17 protein-coding genes and 1 tRNA gene are annotated in these 13,695 nt (G+C 65.9%); 4 read left to right on the top strand and 14 right to left on the bottom strand.

Translation table 11 applies throughout. From position 1 onward, the window contains the following. Positions 1 to 37: 37 nt before the first annotated feature. The 3 genes from NKJ34_RS08570 to larB all read right to left on the bottom strand — a co-directional run bounded on the left by NKJ34_RS08570 (position 38) and on the right by larB (position 1,431). Positions 38 to 307: a GIY-YIG nuclease family protein gene (locus NKJ34_RS08570; RefSeq protein WP_253737874.1), complete on the bottom strand. Its 270-nt coding sequence runs from the start codon at positions 305 to 307 to the stop codon at positions 38 to 40. A 121-nt stretch (positions 308 to 428) separates the two neighbouring features. Then, complete coding sequence (locus NKJ34_RS15960) at positions 429 to 575, bottom strand: DUF7563 family protein (RefSeq protein WP_425491795.1); 147 nt, start codon at positions 573 to 575, stop codon at positions 429 to 431. Positions 576 to 675: 100 nt separating this feature from the next. Further along, the gene (gene larB, locus NKJ34_RS08575; protein ID WP_253737875.1) at positions 676 to 1,431 is read right to left on the bottom strand and encodes a nickel pincer cofactor biosynthesis protein LarB; all 756 of its coding nucleotides are present in this window, start codon (positions 1,429 to 1,431) and stop codon (positions 676 to 678) included. A 184-nt stretch (positions 1,432 to 1,615) separates the two neighbouring features. Here larB and NKJ34_RS08580 point away from each other — a divergent pair, with 184 nt between their 5' ends. Then, positions 1,616 to 1,783 carry a DUF1931 family protein gene (locus NKJ34_RS08580; protein WP_253737876.1) on the top strand — a complete coding sequence of 56 codons (168 nt, stop codon included), beginning with the start codon at positions 1,616 to 1,618 and terminating at the stop codon, positions 1,781 to 1,783. 71 nt (positions 1,784 to 1,854) lie between these two features. On the opposite strand, the gene rpiA is transcribed toward NKJ34_RS08580, so the two are convergent. From rpiA to NKJ34_RS08600, 4 genes are read right to left on the bottom strand one after another with little or no spacing between them, the layout of a single operon-like run. Further along, positions 1,855 to 2,553 carry a ribose-5-phosphate isomerase RpiA gene (rpiA, locus tag NKJ34_RS08585; RefSeq protein ID WP_253737877.1) on the bottom strand — a complete coding sequence of 233 codons (699 nt, stop codon included), beginning with the start codon at positions 2,551 to 2,553 and terminating at the stop codon, positions 1,855 to 1,857. 43 nt (positions 2,554 to 2,596) lie between these two features. Beyond that, positions 2,597 to 3,721 carry an ORC1-type DNA replication protein gene (locus NKJ34_RS08590; RefSeq protein ID WP_253737878.1) on the bottom strand — a complete coding sequence of 375 codons (1,125 nt, stop codon included), beginning with the start codon at positions 3,719 to 3,721 and terminating at the stop codon, positions 2,597 to 2,599. Between the two features lie 54 nt (positions 3,722 to 3,775). After that, positions 3,776 to 4,336 carry an RNA 2',3'-cyclic phosphodiesterase gene (thpR, locus tag NKJ34_RS08595; protein WP_253737879.1) on the bottom strand — a complete coding sequence of 187 codons (561 nt, stop codon included), beginning with the start codon at positions 4,334 to 4,336 and terminating at the stop codon, positions 3,776 to 3,778. A 44-nt stretch (positions 4,337 to 4,380) separates the two neighbouring features. Beyond that, positions 4,381 to 4,557 carry a DUF5786 family protein gene (locus NKJ34_RS08600; protein WP_253737880.1) on the bottom strand — a complete coding sequence of 59 codons (177 nt, stop codon included), beginning with the start codon at positions 4,555 to 4,557 and terminating at the stop codon, positions 4,381 to 4,383. Between the two features lie 145 nt (positions 4,558 to 4,702). On the opposite strand from NKJ34_RS08600, the gene NKJ34_RS08605 reads away from it, so the two are divergent. Both NKJ34_RS08605 and NKJ34_RS08610 read left to right on the top strand, forming a co-directional pair. After that, positions 4,703 to 4,773: transfer RNA gene (locus NKJ34_RS08605), tRNA-Gly, on the top strand. A 161-nt stretch (positions 4,774 to 4,934) separates the two neighbouring features. Beyond that, positions 4,935 to 5,246, top strand: a complete 312-nt coding sequence (locus NKJ34_RS08610) for a DUF7964 domain-containing protein (protein WP_253737881.1) — start codon at positions 4,935 to 4,937, stop codon at positions 5,244 to 5,246. Between the two features lie 109 nt (positions 5,247 to 5,355). Here the strand turns inward: NKJ34_RS08610 and NKJ34_RS08615 are convergent, their stop codons facing one another. The 6 genes from NKJ34_RS08615 to NKJ34_RS08640 all read right to left on the bottom strand — a co-directional run bounded on the left by NKJ34_RS08615 (position 5,356) and on the right by NKJ34_RS08640 (position 10,484). Further along, positions 5,356 to 6,144: an alpha/beta hydrolase gene (locus NKJ34_RS08615; protein WP_253737882.1), complete on the bottom strand. Its 789-nt coding sequence runs from the start codon at positions 6,142 to 6,144 to the stop codon at positions 5,356 to 5,358. 6 nt (positions 6,145 to 6,150) lie between these two features. Next, positions 6,151 to 6,891, bottom strand: a complete 741-nt coding sequence (locus tag NKJ34_RS08620; protein WP_253737883.1) for a queuosine precursor transporter — start codon at positions 6,889 to 6,891, stop codon at positions 6,151 to 6,153. Next, on the bottom strand, positions 6,881 to 7,054 hold the full coding sequence (locus NKJ34_RS08625) for a ribbon-helix-helix domain-containing protein (RefSeq protein WP_253737884.1): 174 nt from the start codon (positions 7,052 to 7,054) through the stop codon (positions 6,881 to 6,883). Before NKJ34_RS08625 ends, NKJ34_RS08620 begins: the two co-directional genes overlap by 11 nt. A 46-nt stretch (positions 7,055 to 7,100) precedes the next feature. Beyond that, complete coding sequence (gene ubaA, locus NKJ34_RS08630; protein WP_253737885.1) at positions 7,101 to 7,937, bottom strand: SAMP-activating enzyme E1; 837 nt, start codon at positions 7,935 to 7,937, stop codon at positions 7,101 to 7,103. Between the two features lie 40 nt (positions 7,938 to 7,977). Next, positions 7,978 to 9,780: a methyl-accepting chemotaxis protein gene (locus NKJ34_RS08635; protein ID WP_253737886.1), complete on the bottom strand. Its 1,803-nt coding sequence runs from the start codon at positions 9,778 to 9,780 to the stop codon at positions 7,978 to 7,980. Between the two features lie 113 nt (positions 9,781 to 9,893). Next, entirely contained in the window at positions 9,894 to 10,484 is a 591-nt protein-coding gene (locus NKJ34_RS08640; RefSeq protein WP_253737887.1) for a 50S ribosomal protein L15e, read from the bottom strand. A 242-nt stretch (positions 10,485 to 10,726) separates the two neighbouring features. On the opposite strand from NKJ34_RS08640, the gene NKJ34_RS08645 reads away from it, so the two are divergent. Next, positions 10,727 to 11,452, top strand: a complete 726-nt coding sequence (locus NKJ34_RS08645; RefSeq protein WP_253737888.1) for a fumarylacetoacetate hydrolase family protein — start codon at positions 10,727 to 10,729, stop codon at positions 11,450 to 11,452. Between the two features lie 134 nt (positions 11,453 to 11,586). Here the strand turns inward: NKJ34_RS08645 and NKJ34_RS08650 are convergent, their stop codons facing one another. Continuing rightward, positions 11,587 to 13,635, bottom strand: a complete 2,049-nt coding sequence (locus tag NKJ34_RS08650) for a DUF7997 domain-containing protein (protein ID WP_253737889.1) — start codon at positions 13,633 to 13,635, stop codon at positions 11,587 to 11,589. Between the last annotated feature and the right edge of the window lie 60 nt (positions 13,636 to 13,695).

Below are 13,695 nucleotides of genomic sequence, written 5' to 3' on the forward strand. Positions count from 1 at the left end.
CGCATCTGATAAAAATGTGTGAGGTACAACACCTGCGCTAGCTGTCAGGTTCTTCGGCCGTGCCGGTTTCGATCAGCCGGACTTTCCGGCTACGGCGGAGTTGTTTGATCTCGTACTCGCGGCTCATCGCCGCCGACTGGCTGTCGTAGGATTCGACGTGAACGAGGTCGACCGGTGTCCGGCCGCGTGTGTATTTGGCCCCCTCGCCCGCGTTGTGCTCACGGAGGCGGCGCTCGGGGTCGGTTGTGTAGCCCGTATAGAGGGTGTCGTCAGCACACCGCAGAATGTAGACGTAGTGGTCGCTCACGGCTATCGGTGGCTCGCGGCGAGCAAAAATGTCGGCGTCCCGGAAACGCCGGCCACTGACCGACTCGTGTCGGCTCCCCTGGTGGCCGGTCGCGTTCGACGAACGGTACTCGATCCCCCGATTAACTGCGGGTCCGGTCCCGGGCGGCTTCGGCGATACCGGCGTTGGCCGAACAGGACGGACAGGCGAATACCTGTCCGAACTCGTCGGCAAACACCCGCGCGAAGCGATCCGAGATGTGGGAACCACAATGGTCGCAACGTGACATGTGTGCCCGGCTCCCCTTCAAGCCGGCAGTCTCACTACGCGTAGCGCCGACAAATACTCTTCTTTTAATTGTATACCAATTTATATTATTTCATTACCAGTTACGGATCGGCGTCGATCCCTCGGGCGATCAGCGCCGCCTGTGCGCCCGCGGTGAAGCCGGCGTCGACGTTGACGACCGACAGCGCCGTACAGGACTGCAACAGCCCCGCGAGTGCGGCCTCGCCGTCGCCGCCGTGGCCGTAGCCCGTCGAGACCGGCACGCCGATGACGGGGCAGTCGACCTGTCCGGCGACGACGGTGGGCAGGGCCGCCTCGCGGCCGGCGACCGCAATGACGACGTCGGCGGCCCGGATCTCCTCGAGTTGGTCGAACAGCCGGTCGATGTTGGCGACGCCGACGTCCTCGATCAGTCGGCAGTCGGCCCCCACCGCCTCGACGACGGCGGCGGCCTCGCCGGCCACCGGGTAGTCCGACGTGCCACCGGTGACGATCCGGACCGCGGCCGCCAGCGAGGGCTGGTCGAAGGCCTCGCCCGTCACCGAGACCGTTTCGGCGCGCTCGTCGACGCTCACGGTCGCTCCGGTCGACCGAAACGCCGCCTCGACCGCCTCGCGGACGTCGGCGTCGGCTCTAGTCACCAGCGCGTGGCCGGTCGTCTCGACAGCCGCCTCCGCGAGGTCGACTACTTCCGCGGAGGTCTTGCCTTCAGCCAGGATCCCCTCGGGGATCCCCCGACGGTGTTCGCGGGCGGCATCAAACCGGCCCGACGGGGTGGTCGCATACCCCGACAGCCGCGCCTCGGCGGCCGCTACCGACAGCTCGCCGTCCGCAACCGCCTCGAGCGTCTCTCTCATACCTCAGCGGATGGGTTCGACCGAGTCGTAGCTGTCGCTCTTCGAACGTATATAATAGTGGCGAAACCGGTGGGGATCGACATTCATAATTTGGCTCATACAGGGGTCGAAACCCCCGTCCAGCCGGTTTGCCCACGAATTACATAACAACCCTTATTAAGCAGGACTCGGTACGACAGGGTGCATGGCAGATCTCATCGTCAAAGCAGCCGTTAAGGAAGCGCTGAACGACAAAAACGTTGCTTCGGATTTCTACGACGCACTCGATGCGGAGGTCGAGGAGCTCCTCGAAGACGCCGCCCGACGTGCCGAGGATAACGACCGGAAGACGGTCCAGCCGCGCGACCTGTAAGGCCGATCCGATCCCCGTTTTTTCGACCGCTAGCCCGCCAGCCCGTGGCTTCTCGGTCGACCGCGGTCAGCTTACCGCTCGTATTCGGTCACCGAGACGCCCTCGTCGCTGCCGACATAGACCGTCGACGCACGGCCGACGAACAGCCCGTGTTCGACGACGCCCGGAATCGCCGAGAGCGACGCGGCCAGCGCTTCTGGATCGTCGATCACGCCGAACTCACAGTCGACGACGAGGTTCCCGTTGTCGGTGACGACCGGTCCATCCTTATTGGCCGCCCGCCGCAGGCTGGGCTCGCCGCCCAACGCCTCGACGGCCCGCTCGACGCCGGTGCGGCCCGCCGGGAGTATCTCGACGGCGACGGTGTGATCGAGCCGGTCGGCGAGTTTGGTCGGGTCGACGACGAGATGCAGTTCGTCGGCGGCGGCCGCAACGAGTTTCTCGCGGGCGTGGGCCGCGCCGCCGCCCTTGATGCAGTCGCCTGTTTCGAGGACGATCTGGTCGGCTCCGTCGATAGCGAGGTCGATTCTGTCGACCTCGTCGAGATCGGCCAGTGGAATACCCTGCTCGATGGCCAACTCCCGGCTGGCGAAGGAGGTCGGGACGCCGACGATGTCGAGGCCGTCGTCGACCGCCGCACCGAGTGCCCGGATCGCGTGGGCTGCGGTGCTGCCGGTGCCGAGACCGACGACCATCCCCTCGCTGACGCGGTCGGCCGCGGCCTCGCCTGCACGGCGCTTGGCGCTGCTGCTTCCGCCTGTCGTTTTCATACCGGCCCTGCGGCGGCCCGCCACAAACAGCTACCGGATGCGGTCAGTCGAGCCGGTCGACGATCGCCTGTGAGTCGTAGGCCAACGCGAGTTCGCGGGACCGCCCCCGACCCTCCACGTCGGCGTACCGGGCCTCGATGATCCCGAGTTGATCGAGTTTGTTGACCAGTTCGGTGTAGCGGGTATACCCCAGCCCGGTGGCCGCGGCGAAGGCGTCGTAGATCTCGCCGGCCAGCTCGCCGTCGTGGTCGACCAACACCTCCAGCAGCGCCCGCTCGGAATCGGAGAGCCCTCGGAGACTTCGGGAGAGATGGACGTGTTTGGACTTCTCGTAGGCGGCCTCGATATCCTCGGTGGCGATCGTTCGGGCCGCCCGCATCTCGGCGTGGAGCCCCGCCCGCCGCAGCAGGTCGATCCCGACCCGGAGGTCGCCGCTGTCGGCAGTGAGTTCGGCGACCCGGTCGAGTTCCGGCTCGTCGAGGACGCCCTCGTGGAAGCCGCGGTCGGCCCGCGCCCGGAGGATCGACCGGATCTCGTCGACGGCGTAGCGCGGGAAGTAGATCTCTTCGGGCCGGAAGACGCTCTGGACGCGGGTGTCGATCTCGTCGATCGGCTCAAGCGAGAGGTCCGACGAGACGATGACGACGCCGATCTTGACACCCGGGTTCGTCTCGTGGGCCCGCAGCAGCGAGCCGAGGGTGTCGCTGGCCTCGTTTTCGTAAAACAGGTAGTTCACGTCGTCGAGCGCCACCACGAGCACGTCCTCGTCGTCGATCAATCGCTCGGTGAGTTGGCCGAAGAGCTTCTTGAAGGAGATCCCCGAGGCCGGCGGCTCGTAGTCGAACACTCCCTCGAAGAGCCGCGAGAAGACTGCATACCGCGTCGAGTCGACCTGACAGTTGACCCGGACGGTCCGAACGTCGGCCTCGCCACCGAGTTCGCCGAAGAGCTTCTGGACGGCCGTCGTCTTCCCCGTCCCCGGCGGCCCCTGAATCATCGTGTTGAGCGGCCGCGAGCCCCGGACGGCGGGTCGGAGGGCGTATTTGAGGCTGTCGAGCTGGCTGGTGCGGTGGTCGAAGGCGTCAGGCACGTAGTCGATCTCGAAGACGTGTTCGTCCCGGAACACCGTCTCGTCCCACGACAACAGCTCCTCGGGCTCGTCGGACATCTGGGTGTGTGAACCCAGCCCGTCTACTTAATTGATTCCCCGTTTTGCGGCGGCTCACAGGTCGACCGTCTCGACCGTCTCATAAACCGGCCCCGCGTCGTCCAGCCGGCTTTCGGTCAGCCGGACGCTCTCGACTCGAAACGTCCCGACTGTCGGCTCGGTCTCCCGAACGACTTCTTGGACCAGCGCCTTGCCCCGGGCGTCGTCCATCCGTGCGAGGGTTACGTGCGGTGTGAACGCGTGGGATTCGGCGTCGAACCCCAGCGCCGTGAGTTCGGTTTCGAGTGCAGCGTGCAGGCGGCTCAACGCCGTGGCCCCCTTGCCCTCGCGGACGCCGGCCCAGACGACGCTGATATACTCGGGCGAGGGGAAGACGCCCAGTCCCTCGATCGTACAGTCGAAAGGGTCGACGCCCGCTTCGTCGACCGCCCGCTGGATGGCTGCCTCGATTTCGTCGAGGCGCGCGGGGTCGGTATCCCCGAGGAACTTCAGCGTGACATGCGCCTGTGCGGGATCGGTAACGCGGAGGCCATCGGCCTCGCGTAGATCGGTTTGGATGGCTGCGAGTGGGTCGGCAAGCGCGTCGGGGAGGTCGACGCTGACGAACAGTCGCATGTCGACGCTATCGGAGTGGATCGTGAAGATCTGTCGGCTGCAGCCTACTCGTCGTCTTTGATCTCGCCGAGCTGGTCGATGAGTTCGTCGGTCGAGGCATCCGAGTCGACGGACATCTCGCCGTCGTACTCGTTTTCGTGGACGTTGACGGTCTCGCCGTCGTCTTCCTCGTCGTCGCTTGGCTGTTCCTGCTCGGACTCGTCGTAGCTTCCAAAGCCCATCAGTGTCGGTTCCGGCCAGCGCCGGGATAATTTCACTGATTCGTATATCTGTATAATTTCGAACTGGATCGACACTGTTCGGGGTCGTCTCGTCCGGCGGTCGAATGATGAGATTTATTCGTGCCGACACCCTCAGTTCGGGTGCGCGCCGTTGGTCCAGTGGTAGGACAGAGCCTTCCCAAGGCTCTAGCCCGGGTTCAATTCCCGGACGGCGCATTTCTGCCGAACGAAGTGAGGCGAAATCGCCACGGAATTGAACCCTATCAGTCACGCGCAGCGTAGCGAGCACATCTGATTCCGGTTCAATCCCCGGACGGCGCATTCTTCTGTCGACCACGAACCGCCGCGTTCAACCCGTTTGCTCCGATGAAGAAGATATGGCACTCACCGATCTCCTCCCGGATCGTCCACTCCAGCAGTCCGAAGTCGACGCCCTCGACGACACCGACCGCATCATCGGCAACTTCCCGGTTTACCTCGAAGCACTCTCGGGGTTCGCCATCGGGATCGTGCTGGTGATCGACGCCACGGCCCACGCGCTGAGCTACGACGTCGACGGCGCAGGCTGGGAACTGGTCGAGAGCCGCGAGCTGGCCCATCCGGTCGAGGGCGGCGTCCACGCCGCGGATATGGAGTTGATCGAAGAGCTACAGTCGACGGCCGCCCAGTACGCAGGCGCGTCTGCGTAACCGGTCTGATAGCCGATGATTGCCGGCCGGTCCTTCCCTAAGCCTTGGTCGGGGCATCGGCGTGCGGTGTGTTGTCCGATGGCGGTTCCCCAGTGGGGTCCGTGGACGATCAGGTCGGATGCAGCGCCGTCTGGCTCCGGAGCCACGGTACGACGACCCCGTTCAGCCGACTATGGGCCGTCTCGTAGCTCGTTCCCGATGGCTCGTCGTGGCCCCTGTACGTCCCGAACTGTGTGTGATTGACGCCCGCAAGCTCCGCGACCCGCGTCGACGGTGGCAGATTGCCACGATTCCGGTCGTCGGCCTCTCGATCCAACACTCCGTCAGCATCGCCCGTCACGCTGACCGCTGCAATATCACGGTCCGAGAGGTCGATGTCACAGTACGACGCATACAGCAGCACCCCCTCGACCTCCGCCCCAGTCGCCACGTACCGGCAGGCCATCGCGCCGCCGAGGGAGTGGCCCCCGACGTACCACTCACTGATCTCCGGCCGGTCGGCCATCGCCCTGTCGGCCGCGTGGTCGGCGACCCCGGCTTCGGCGAGGCCGTAGTCGACCACGGCGAGATTCAGTGGCATCCGTGGAATCACGACCGTCACGTTCGCCTCGCGGGCCAGCGGTGCCAGCGACCCGACGTAGGCGTCGGGATGGACGCGCCCACCGGGGTAGAAGACGACGGCCGCTTCGGGCTGTCTATCGGCTGGCTGGAGGACGTAGCCGCCGCTGGACCGGTCGACCGACACGCGGGGGTCGTCCTCCGCGGCTGCGATGCTCTCGGGCGTGCCGTGGTACGGCGTCCCGGCGTAGATCACCGCCAGTGCCACGACGACGAGGAGCGCGACGACTATCCAGACGACCAGTCGTTTGGCGTGTCGACCGACGGTCGACCGATCCATTGCTCGTTAGTCGTCGGCGACGTAGCCGCTGTGAGCGTCGACCCCGCCGGGCCGCAGGAGGCGGACGACCAGATAGACGACCGGTGTGTCGACGACCGCGATCAGGAGCTTGAGCAGGTACTGGCCGAGGATCAGGCTGACGACCACGGCGGTCGACTCCGGCTGGCCGGTTCCGAGCACCACGGGAGCGGCGACGAAGGCGACCGTCACGAAGATCACCGTGTCGAGGGCCTGACTGCTGGCGGTTGAGGCCAGATTGCGGAGCCAGAGGTACTGTCCCGCCGTGTAGTCCCGGATCCAGTGGAAGACGAACACGTCCCAGTTCTGGCTGACGATGTACGCCAGCAGACTGCCGAGAACGATGTTGGTACTCGGGGCGAGCGCCGCGGCGAACGTCCCGGCGAACTCGGGGTCGAGGGCGGGCGCACGGAGCGTCGACCACACCAACCCGAGCACGACGAAGTTCAGCGCGAAGGCGACGTTGACCATGATCTGGGCGGCCCGCCGACCGTAGAGTTCGGCATAGCAGTCCGAGGCGAAGAACGTCAGCGCGTAGGCCAGCGCCGCCCCCGGCAGCACGATCTCCGCGCCGACCCGTGGCAACTCGACCGGCAGCGGGAGCGCCAGCAGTTTGGCGGCGGTGAGTTGGGCGGTCACCAGCGCGGTGACGAACAGCCCGACCAGCGCGATCTGGCCGATCGCCAACCGGTCGGCCGACCGGCCGGGGGCGAGTCGGTTACTCCTCATCGAGTCGACCCCGCCGCGTGTCGATATCGTCCAACTGATCCAGCGTTTTCCTGATCGAGGCCCGCACCGCCTCGCTGCGATTGACGAACTTCTTGTCCTCGCCGACGTGGCTGTCGAGGTCTTCGAGCAGCTCGTCGGGTACTTCGACGCTTATCTTGGCCATATCAGGATACGACTGGGGGAATACTTCAAAACACGTGTTCGCCTGTTCACTGCGAGGCGGCCCGATCCGAGCCGACGTCCTCGACCTGACAGCCGCCGCTGTACTCGATGCCTGCGATGGAGTCGATCGGATCCGTGCCACAGATGGGACAGTCGTCGCGCGCTCGGTAGGGCACCCGCTCGACGGAGAGGTCCATCGCGTCGTAACACAGCATCGTCCCGACGAGTGGCTCACCCGTATCCAACAGCAGTTTGACCGCTTCTGTCGCCTGCAGACAGCCCACCGTGCCCGGCAGCACGCCGAGGACGCCCGTGGTCGCACAGTCGGGGACCGTGCCGGGCTCGGGCGGTTCGGGGAACAGACACCGGTAACACGGCCCCTCGGGGACCAGCGTCGTCACCTGTCCCTCGAACCGGTAGATCGCGCCGTGACTGACCGGGATCTCGGCCAGCCGACAGACGTCGTTGACGAGATACCGCGTCGGGAAGTTATCCGAGGCGTCGACGACCAGATCGTACTCTGGGATAATATCGGCAGCGTTGGCCTTCGAGAGCCGCGTTTCGTAGGTCTCGACCGTGATGTCGGGGTTGAGGTCGGCGACGAAGGCGGCGGCGCTCTCTACTTTCGGTATCCCCACGTCGCTGTCGGCGTGGATCACCTGTCGCTGGAGGTTCGAGCGCTCGACGGTGTCGTCGTCGACGACGCCGATGGTCCCGACGCCCGCCGCGGCGAGATACTGGATCACCGGCGCGCCGAGGCCCCCCGCGCCGACGACCAGCACCCGCCCGTCGAGCAGCGCCGCCTGCCCCTCGGGACCGATCTCGTCCATGATGATGTGCCGCGAGTAGCGGTCCAGTTGGGTCGCGTCCAGCGAGAGACTCATGGGTCGGCTTCGACGCCCGCGAGAATAAGCGTGTGGTCGGCTACTCGATGGGGATCGGCACGGCTTCGTCGGCGGTCTCCTCGGGGTCGTCCGACCAGTCGAACTCGTCGGCTCCATCGGCGTCGGTCGACGTGGTCGGCGTCGTCGAGCCGCGTTCGTCGCTCCGCCCCGCCGAGCCGCGGTCGACGTCCCGGTCGGTCACACCGTGGTCGCCGGTGGTCGTGCCGTCGGTCTCCAGTTCGAACTGTTCGAGGAGGGCTTCGAGTTCGCCCGCCTCGTCGGCCAGCGTCGAGACCGTGTTGGCGACCGTCGACAGCGAGGTGGTCTGTTCCTCGGCTGCGGCGGCGGCGTCGGCGGCGTCGGCGGCGGTCGAATCGCTGATCTCGGCGACCTCGTCGACGACCGCGGCGACGTCCTCGGCGGAGGCCGCCTGCTGGTCGGTCGCGTTGCTGATCTCGTGGACGCTGTCGGTGACCTCGGTGACGACCTCGGCGATCTCGTCGAACCGTCCCAGCGAGCGCTCGACGGAATCGGTGCTCTCGCTGACCCGCTGGCTGGCGGACTCGACGTCCTCGATCGTGCGATCGGACTGGGCCTGAATGTCTTCGAGCCGGTCGGCGATCTCCTCGGCGGCCGCCCGTGTCTCGTCGGCCAGCGATTTGACCTCCTCGGCGACGACGGCGAACCCCTCGCCGCCGTCGCTGACGCGGGCGGCCTCGATGGAGGCGTTGAGCGCCAAGAGGTTGGTCTGCTCGGCGATCTCACTGATCACGGTGACGATCTCGTCGACCTCGTCGATCCGGTCGACGAGTTCCTCGACGGAGTCGGCGGCCTCGGTGATCTCGGTCTCGATCGTTTCGAGTTCGGCGGCGGTTGCGGTGGCCTCTTCCCGGCCCTCGGTGGCGGCCTCGCTGGCGGTTTCGGCCGTCCGGCTGACCTCCTCGGCAGAGGCGGCGATCTCCTCGACGGTCGCCGACAGCGTGTTGACCTCCGAGACGGCAGTCTGGAGCTGGTCGCGCTGGTCGTCGGCTCCGGCGGCGATCTCGTCGGTCGCCGCGGCGATCTCCGAGCCGGCCTGATCGAGTTCGGCCGTCGACTCCTCGACGGCCTCCGTCGAGGCCCGAACCTCGGCGGCGAAGGCGGCGGTATCGCCCAGCGACTCCTGGAGCGTCCGGAGCAGTTCGTTGTAGCGCTCGATGACGACCTGATAGGTGTCGTCGCCGACCACTGTCGGATCGATCGTCGCCGTCAGGTCGCCGTCGATGGCGGCGGTCGTCGAGTCCTCGAAGGCGTCGACCAGCCGCTGGAGCTGTTCGGAGCGGGCCTCGATCTCGTTGGTGTGGGTTTCGAGGTTGTCGGCCATTCGTTCGAGCGACCGACCGAAGGGCCCCGGCACCGGCTCGTCGAGCGCCGGATCGTCGAACTCCTGATCGGCCAAGGCGTCGGCTTGGGCCGAGACTGTCGAGAGATACGCCTGCAGATCGGCAAACGAGTCCGCCAGATCGCCGACCTCGTCGCCCTGCTCGACCACGACCGGCTCGGTGTCGACGTGGCCGTCGGCCATCTCGCGAGCCGCCGCTTCGATCTCGCGCAGCGGCGTCAACAGGTCGCGCCGGACGATCAACAGCGTGTTGGCGAACGCCGTGGCCGCCCCGAGGAAGATCGCTGCTTGCACGACGCGGAGTAAAGCCCCGGAGAAGCCGAACGGCAACACGAACAGCCCTATGGCGGCAGTAAACTGGAGGGCGACCGCCGCCAGTACCTTCCGTCGCAGAGAGCCGGTGATGCCGAGCCGGTCCATCATCCCCCAGAGCACCGCCTCGTAGCTGTCTAGTAGTGTCATACTGGATGGATAGACTGATCTCCCATTAATTAACTATCGCAATGATTATCAGCCGCTGGGAATCGGACGGGAAAAAAGCCGGTCGAAGCGGGTCGACGGCGGTCGCGGCCGTGTTACTTGCTGCGGTTGCGGTCGCTGTTGACGCTCGGGCGGGCGTGTTCGGTGCCCTTGCCGCGTTTCTGCATGCCGCGGCCCGAGTCGCCGGCGTTGGTCAGTCCGCGGAACGCCCGACCCTTGTGCTGGGACTCACAGATCCAGTTGAGGTCGTCGTCGTTCTGGATGGCCGGATGTTCGGGGTCGACGAGGATCACTTCGTGCCACTTCTGGGAGCCGTCTTCCCCGACCCAGTAGGAGTTCAGCACGCGAAGGTTGGGGTATTTACGGGAGGCTCGTTCCTCGGAGATGCGCTGGATCGACTTCCGGCGGCCGATCCGGTTGACGCCCTGCCGTTTCGAGCGGCGGCCGGCCTTGTGGCGCTGCTTGCGCGCCCCGCCCTTGCGGACGGCGACGCGGGCGACGACGATGCCCTGTTTGGCCTTGTAGCCCTGCGAGCGGGCCTTGTCGAGGCGAGTGGGGCGGTCGACGCGCTCGATCGCGCCCTGGTTCCGCCACTCCTGTTTCCGCTGCCACTGCAGTTCGGCGAGTTTGCCCTCGCCGGGGTTCTTCCATGCGTCTCGGATGTGCGAGTATGCGCTTTTTGCCATAGTTGTCCTCGGGCGCTTGCGATTCAGTCGAACAGGTCGACCACATTTCGTCCCGGCGAACCGGGTGCCCACTGGTGGCCCGTTGCCAGCGAGTTAGGCGTTCTACTGTCGAGACCCGTTTAATGGCTTCGGGTTGGTGGTTCTGTGTGGTGGTGTCGCATGGAGTAGGTCGACGTTCCCTGTGGACAGAAAGATTCACCGCCGTACGAGTCTTCTTACAGCCGGACCGACACCCTTCGCGTATGCGACTTGCTCGCGCTCGAACGTCGGACGGGGTCGTCAGTGGCAGATACGAGGACGGAACGCTCGAAACGGGGACCGACGTGTACGACATCGATGGGAACCTCCTCGCACCCGTCCGTCCCACGACGATGTACTGTGTCGGGCGGAACTACACGGCGACGCTCGACCAGATGGAGTACGAGCGCCCGTCGGAGCCCGATTTCTTCATCAAACCGTCCGTGGCAACCCATCCGCCGGAGACGCCGATTCCGTATCCGGCCTTCTCCGATGAGGTCACATATGCCGGTGAACTCGCGGCCGTCGTCGACGAGCGGTGTGAGAACGTCGCAGAAGACGACGTCGAGGACGTCCTTCGCGGGTATACGATTCTCAACGACGTGGATGCGCTCGACCAGCCCGGACGGACTGCGCGGAAGGCCTTCAACGGATCGGGCCCGCTTGGTCCGTGGATCGAGACGGATCTCGACCCGGTCGGGCTCGGTATGCAAACAGTGATCAACGGCGAAGAACGACAAAACTCGAACACCGAACTGATGCTGTTCAAACCCCGGGAGGTCGTCTCCTTTCTCTCCAAGCGATTCACACTCCAACCGGACGATGTTATCGCCTTTGGAAGCCCGGCGAACCCGGGTCTGATCGAGCCTGGTGACGAGATCGAGATCTCGTATGAAGGGATCGGCACGCTCAGGAACACGGTCGGCGAGCCGACAGTACGCGACGAATAAGCGGGTTTGTGTGACCGGCTCTCCGGATTGCGTACCGATCAACAGTGAGAGTGTTCTGCCTGAGGAGTCGACCGGTTCTTGACGCCGCCGATAGCGGATATCGGATACGAACGACCGTCGACCGCTGATCGTTCTCAGTCGGCAGCGATCCGGTGGGCCGCATACAGCACGCCGCGTTCGTCCATCAGCGCGACCGTCGCCAGTCGGAGCGCATGCGGCCACCCCAGCGGCGTCGCGCTGTCGGGTTCGCCGGTATCGAAGAACTGCTCGGGCAGGTAGCTGGTGTCCTCACAGAGCACCCCACCGGGCAACACGAGTTCGAGCAGTTCACGCGCTCGTGCGGCGGCCTCCACGGCCCGCTCGTCGTCGTGATCCGCCAGGAGTGCGCCCAACTGCGCGGCGGCGTTGGCACCCCAGCCGGTCGAGACCGTCCAGATCTTCTCGTGGCCCTGATGGGCCTGCCGCCAGCCGTCGCCCTCGTAGCGGAACAAGCCGGCGATATCGCTGGCCTCGGGGTCGTGCCACAGCGCTTTGATGATCGTATGGGTGTGGGAGTCGAGCTGGTCGAGTCGGTAGTCGTCGACCTCGGCGATCTCGCTGTAGGCCCGGTGGGCGCCGATCAGCGCCAGCGTCGCCGAGTCGGCCCGCCGGTCGAGCCCCCCGCCGCCGTGTTCCCGTAGCGCGAAGATCCCCCGATCGTCGAGCCAGAGGTGGTCGATCGCCTCGTAGACCCGGCGGGCCTGCTCGTAGGCGTGGTCGGCGATATCGAGATCCGTCGCCGCCAGCGCGCTGTAGGCCTCCAAGAACGTCGCGGTCGTGTGGGTAAACCGCCCGACGGAATCCTCCCACGCGTTCTGGCAGACCATCGGCCGACCGTCGGCTTCGAGGGTCCCATCGAGACTTTCGAGGGCGGCCTCGAGGGTGTCGACGACCTCGGCTTCGAGCTCGTCGTCCTCGATCCCCTCGGCGTAGTAGGTCGCCAGGAAGGCGATGACGCTGCCGGTCTGGTCGGCCTGATAGTCGTCGTCGTTGCCGGCTTCGAGTTTGGCGTTGGCCCATCCCGGTGCGAGTTCCCCGTTGTGGGGCCACACGCGGTGGGGCCAACTACCGTCGGCGCGCTGGGTCTCACAGTAGGCGTGGGCGCTTTCGGCGTGCCACTCGTCGAGGCCGAGATTGAAGTGGTCGTCGGCTTCGAGGACGAACCGCGAGATCTCGGCGTCGTCGCGGAACCACGTGTAGCCGTAGCCGCCCGAGTACCGGTAGTAGGGATCGAAGTTCGGCCCGGCGATCCGGAGCCCGGTTTCGCCACGCAGCAGCGACAGCACCCGGATGTCGGCGCTGACCGACTCCCGCAGGAGCTCCGACCCACCCCGACGCTTACCGACCAGATCGGCCGCCGACGCCGCCGCTTCGAAGCCCGCACGGTCGACGAACTCCGCGCGAAGCTCGGCGAGCCGGTCGAGAACCGTCTCGCGGTCGGTTTCGGTCCAGTCGGTCAGCAGCGTGATGAGCGTGGTCGACCCCGCCTCAAGCGGGAGCGAACAGATCAGGTCGCCGCTGAGCCGGTCCTCCGAGTAGCGGTGGTCGCTGGCCGGGCGAGGGTATTCGGTCGGCTCCTCGTCGAGTAAGTCCTCGAAGGCGACCGGGATCTGCCCGCGGACACCCGAAAACCCCGTCGAGCTGCTGACGAAGTCGTGTTCCCGCTGGTGGTAGACCTCGATGACGTCCTCGTGGTGGAGTTGGCCGACCTGACTGTCCTGTCCCTCCGGTGCGAGCGACACGTAGGCGATCAGTTCGGCGTGGCTTCCGCCGATGTCGGCGTCGCTGGCGTCGAACCGGGTGGCGTGGGCGTCCCCCACCGTGAGATCCAGCTGTGTCACCGGCCCGAACGGCGTCTCGTGAGTCGTCTCGACCAGCGTCGTCGACTCGTGGTACGTCTGGACAGTGTCCATCTCGTCGAACCAGAAGGGCGTCCCGTCGACCCGGAGCCCGAACCGCGAGCGCTCGATGCCCGTCAACCCCGACAGCGGGTACCCGAAGTCCCGGAGATCCCCCTCATCGACGTGAACCAGCCGCCGACCGTCCCCGGAAAAGCGGCCGGAGATGGTCCGCCGCTCGCCCGGAAACTGCGTTGTATCCCCCGATGACTCCTTGAAATCATCGAGTGCGTCACGTAATTGCACACCTATCTCCCTGTTCTCCGGAGTCTTAATTCTTGGTGTATTTCTATTTCAAACGTTTAT

This window comes from Halohasta salina, assembly GCF_024178165.1.
Lineage (GTDB): Archaea > Halobacteriota > Halobacteria > Halobacteriales > Haloferacaceae > Halohasta > Halohasta salina.

Bases quoted from the DNA above. Each gene is read 5' to 3' on its own strand.
- NKJ34_RS15960 (WP_425491795.1), bottom strand. From the start codon at position 575: ATGTCACGTTGCGACCATTGTGGTTCCCACATCTCGGATCGCTTCGCG.
- larB (WP_253737875.1), bottom strand. From the start codon at position 1,431: ATGAGAGAGACGCTCGAGGCGGTTGCGGACGGCGAGCTGTCGGTAGCG.
- NKJ34_RS08580 (WP_253737876.1), top strand. From the start codon at position 1,616: ATGGCAGATCTCATCGTCAAAGCAGCCGTTAAGGAAGCGCTGAACGAC.
- rpiA (WP_253737877.1), bottom strand. From the start codon at position 2,553: ATGAAAACGACAGGCGGAAGCAGCAGCGCCAAGCGCCGTGCAGGCGAG.
- NKJ34_RS08590 (WP_253737878.1), bottom strand. From the start codon at position 3,721: ATGTCCGACGAGCCCGAGGAGCTGTTGTCGTGGGACGAGACGGTGTTC.
- thpR (WP_253737879.1), bottom strand. From the start codon at position 4,336: ATGCGACTGTTCGTCAGCGTCGACCTCCCCGACGCGCTTGCCGACCCA.
- NKJ34_RS08600 (WP_253737880.1), bottom strand. From the start codon at position 4,557: ATGGGCTTTGGAAGCTACGACGAGTCCGAGCAGGAACAGCCAAGCGAC.
- NKJ34_RS08610 (WP_253737881.1), top strand. From the start codon at position 4,935: ATGGCACTCACCGATCTCCTCCCGGATCGTCCACTCCAGCAGTCCGAA.
- NKJ34_RS08615 (WP_253737882.1), bottom strand. From the start codon at position 6,144: ATGGATCGGTCGACCGTCGGTCGACACGCCAAACGACTGGTCGTCTGG.
- NKJ34_RS08620 (WP_253737883.1), bottom strand. From the start codon at position 6,891: ATGAGGAGTAACCGACTCGCCCCCGGCCGGTCGGCCGACCGGTTGGCG.
- NKJ34_RS08625 (WP_253737884.1), bottom strand. From the start codon at position 7,054: ATGGCCAAGATAAGCGTCGAAGTACCCGACGAGCTGCTCGAAGACCTC.
- ubaA (WP_253737885.1), bottom strand. From the start codon at position 7,937: ATGAGTCTCTCGCTGGACGCGACCCAACTGGACCGCTACTCGCGGCAC.
- NKJ34_RS08635 (WP_253737886.1), bottom strand. From the start codon at position 9,780: ATGACACTACTAGACAGCTACGAGGCGGTGCTCTGGGGGATGATGGAC.
- NKJ34_RS08640 (WP_253737887.1), bottom strand. From the start codon at position 10,484: ATGGCAAAAAGCGCATACTCGCACATCCGAGACGCATGGAAGAACCCC.
- NKJ34_RS08645 (WP_253737888.1), top strand. From the start codon at position 10,727: ATGCGACTTGCTCGCGCTCGAACGTCGGACGGGGTCGTCAGTGGCAGA.